We start from the raw sequence: 3473 nt of genomic DNA, 5'->3' as shown, positions 1-3473 counted from the left end.
GTAGCCGCGGACTGGGCGGCCGGAGCCGGCTGCGCGGGCGCCGCGGCGGGCTTCTCCGCCGCGGGCTTCTCGGCCGGGGCGGGAGCCGCCGGCTGCACCGCGGGAGCGGGAGCGGGCGCGGCTTCGGTCACGCCCGACTCGATCTTCTGCGCTTCGCTGCCGGAATGCACGCCCGCGAACTGATCGGTGTAGATCGCCCAGATCCCCGCGGAGACGAGGCCGATGAGCACCACGAGGAGCGCCGCCTTGAGGCCGCGGTGGCGGGGGGCGGCGTTGATCACCTGCTCGCGCGACGGGTCGTGCTTCGGGATCTGGCCGAGCTCGGCCGCGGCGCCGCCGCGCCCGTAGCGGTTCATGTAGTCCTCGGCGAGCGCCTGCGGGTCAAGCCCGAGCGAATGGGCGCAGCCGCGGATGAACGCGCGCACGTAGACCGGTTCGGGAAGAGCCGAGACGTCCTCTTCCTCGAGCGCGCGGACCTGCGCGACCGAGAGGCGGCTTCTCACGGCCATGTCGCCGAGCGAAATGCCCTGCGCCTCGCGGGCGGCGCGCAGCTGCGCGCCGAACCCTCCGGCGAGCTTCGCGGAGGCGGCCGGGGCGTCCCCGCCGGCCGTAGAAAGCGTCGGCTCGACGCCCGTCTTTTGGGAAGCGAAATCTTCTGCCATGTCTGCTGCCTGCGGAGAAAAAGTGGAGATGGATCAGTCGTCCGCGCGCCGCGTCTGGCTGCGCCCGGACTGCTGCAGGATCACCGCCGCCTCGGCCTTCTGCTGTGCGAGGCGCTCGGCGCGGCGGGTGCGGTCGCGCACTTCGCCCGCGAGCTGTCCGCAGGCCGCGTCGATGTCGTCGCCGCGCGTCTTGCGGATCGTCGTCACGTAGCCCGCCTCATTGAGGCGGCGGCAGAAGGCGAGCACCTTCTCCCGGTCGGGCTGCGCAAGATCGGACTGCGGGAAGGGATTGAACGGGATCAGGTTGAACTTGCACGGCACGTTCTCGCGGCGCACGAGGTTCACCAACGCGTCGGCGTCGCGCAGGCTGTCGTTCACCCCGCCCAAAACCACGTACTCGAAGGTGATGAAGTCGCGCGGGGCGACCTTGAGGTAGCGCCGGCAGGCGGCCATCAGGTCGGCGATCGGGTGCTTGCGGTTGACGGGCATGAGCTTGTCGCGCAGCGCGTCGTCCGCGGCGTGCAGACTCACCGCAAGCGCCACCGGGGCGGCTTCGGCGAGCTTGTCCATCTGGCGCACGAGGCCCGAGGTGGACACGGTGACGCGGCGGCGCGAAAGTCCGTAGCCGTCGTCGTCGAGGAATATTTTGAGGGCGCGGATGACGTTCTCGAGGTTCTGCAAGGGCTCGCCCATGCCCATGAGCACCACGTTGCTGATCACGCGGTCGTTGGGATCGGTGATCCCGCGGTCGCGGCGCAGTTCGCGCTCGGCCTGCCAGAGCTGACCCACGATCTCGCTCGTGGTGAGGTTGCGGTTGAAGCCCTGCTTGCCGGTGGAGCAGAAGAGGCACCCCATGGCGCATCCGGCCTGGGAGGAGATGCAGAGCGTCCCGCGGTCGTCCTCGGGAATGAAGACGGATTCAACGGCGTTGCCGTTGCCCACGTCGAAGAGCCACTTGCGCGTGCCGTCGGCCGACTTCTTCTCGTGAATCGGTTCCGGAGCGCGCACCTCGGCGAGCCGCTCGAGCTTCGCGCGGAAGGTTTTGGCAAGATCGGTCATCTCGTCGAAGCGGTCGACGAGCCGGCGGTGCAGCCACCGGGTGAGCTGGCGGGCGCGGAAGGGCTTTTCGCCGATTTCCGCGCACCAGGCCTTGAGACCGTCCGCATCAAAATCGAGCAGATTGACGCGATCGGCCGCCCCCCTCCGGGGAGGGAGCGGCCGCGCTCATCTGCGTGACGGGCGTCTCGACGGGCATCAGCGGCTGTGAATCGCGAGCGTCGGGAAGAAGTAGGCGATTTCGACGGCGGCCGTTTCCGGAGCGTCGGAGCCGTGGACGGCGTTGGCGTCGATGCTTTCGGCGAAGTCGGCGCGGATGGTGCCCGGGGCGGCCTTCTTCGGATCCGTGGCGCCCATGAGCTCACGGTTCTTGAGGATGGCGCCTTCGCCTTCGAGGACCTGGATCATGACGGGACCGGAGGTCATGAACTTGACGAGGTCGGCGAAGAAGGGACGTTCGCGGTGAACGGCGTAGAAGCCTTCGGCTTCAGCCTGGGAGAGCTGGCGCATCTGGGCCGCGACGATCTTGAGGCCGTTCGTTTCAAAACGGGAGTAGATCTTGCCGATCACGTTCTTCGCAACGGCGTCGGGCTTGATGATGGAGAGAGTGCGCTCAATGGCCATTTTCAACTCTATTCAGATTGGGGATTTCAAAGGAGGTTGACGTCCGCCCCGCGCGCGGCGCGCCGGAGGCGAAATCGGGGCCGCAGACGGCCCCATTTCATCAGCCCGCGATTCTATCACGTGGTAATCGCAGGTAAATTCGCGGCTTGCGTCGGGAATTGCGAGGAACTATTTCCGGCGGGCGCGTTCGGCCTGGATGAGGTTGAGCATCTCGCCGCTCTCCCGCATGAATTTCCCGGCCCAGTCGCCGAAGTACGCCCGCGCGGTCATGAAGCGCCGGATGAACTCCTCGCGGTCGCGCCCGACGATGACGAGGAGTTCAGGCCAGAGGCCCTCGACGTACTGACGGATCAGTTCGGCGTTCCTCGGGCTCGCAAGGATGATGTCGGCATAGAGGTGCGGGTCCTGCGCGAAGAGGCGTCCGACCATCTCAAGCTCGAGCCGGTAGATGGGCGAGGAGAGCTCGAGGATCTGCCGGATGTCGGGGTGGAGCTTCGCGAGGAAGACCCCGTAGGCGTAGGTGGTGAAGTGCCTCAGCGCCTGGATGATCCCCATCGCGCGGTCGTGCTCCTCGGGCGTGCACGTGCAGATGCGCGCGCCCCAGATCTCGATCTGCCGCAGAAGCTCCCCGGCGGCCTCGGGGCAGCGCCCCGGCGTATGGACGAAGACCTGTCCGGTGAAGCCCGCGACGTCGGGGCCGAACATCGGGTGCAGGCCCGCCACGGGCCCCGGGTGCGCCGCCATCATCGCGTGCACGGGCTCGGTCTTCACCGAAGTGACGTCGCAGAGGAGCGCGTCGGGAGCGAGCCGCCCCTTGAGGAGCCCGATCACGCGCTCGGTCGCGTCGATCGGCACGGAGACGATTACTGTCCCGGCGCCGGCGAGGATCTCGTCCGCCCGCCCCCAGTCGTCGCGCTCGAGGACGCGCACGGGCCAGCCCGAGCGCTCGAAGTGGCTCCTCAGCTGCCGGCCCATGCCGCCCGCGCCGCCCACAATCACGACGGGGCGGGGGTCGGCGGCCGCGCACTCGAAGGCGGCAGCGACGGCGGCGGCGCCCTTGTGCGCCTCGCGCTCAAGGCGCGACAAAAGGTCTTCAAGGAGCCCGGGGGGAAGCCCCGCGGCGGCCGCGGC

The 3473-nt window shown here is 68.7% G+C and carries 4 protein-coding genes; all 4 read right to left on the bottom strand.

The window, feature by feature from the left end:
• A partial coding sequence (locus tag ACT6Y9_RS09600; protein WP_443744357.1) for a helix-turn-helix domain-containing protein occupies nt 1-662 on the bottom strand: 662 nt, incomplete at its 3' end.
• Nucleotides 663-695: 33 nt separating this feature from the next.
• Complete coding sequence (gene rlmN / locus ACT6Y9_RS09595) at nt 696-1841, bottom strand: 23S rRNA (adenine(2503)-C(2))-methyltransferase RlmN (RefSeq protein WP_443744358.1); 1146 nt, start codon at nt 1839-1841, stop codon at nt 696-698.
• A 75-nt stretch (nt 1842-1916) separates the two neighbouring features.
• On the bottom strand, nt 1917-2342 hold the full coding sequence (gene ndk, locus ACT6Y9_RS09590; protein WP_295481052.1) for a nucleoside-diphosphate kinase: 426 nt from the start codon (nt 2340-2342) through the stop codon (nt 1917-1919).
• Nucleotides 2343-2510: 168 nt separating this feature from the next.
• A partial coding sequence (gene tyrA / locus ACT6Y9_RS09585; RefSeq protein ID WP_443744356.1) for a bifunctional chorismate mutase/prephenate dehydrogenase occupies nt 2511-3473 on the bottom strand: 963 nt, incomplete at its 5' end.

It is taken from the genome of Sutterella sp. (assembly GCF_052272535.1).
Lineage (GTDB): Bacteria > Pseudomonadota > Gammaproteobacteria > Burkholderiales > Burkholderiaceae_F > Sutterella.
Note: the sequence above shows the minus strand (reverse complement) of the source record. Positions and strands in the feature narration are given on the sequence as shown.

What these genes read in the sequence shown, in the direction of transcription:
- ndk (WP_295481052.1), bottom strand. Translation starts at nt 2,342, where the DNA reads ATGGCCATTGAGCGCACTCTCTCCATCATCAAGCCCGACGCCGTTGCG.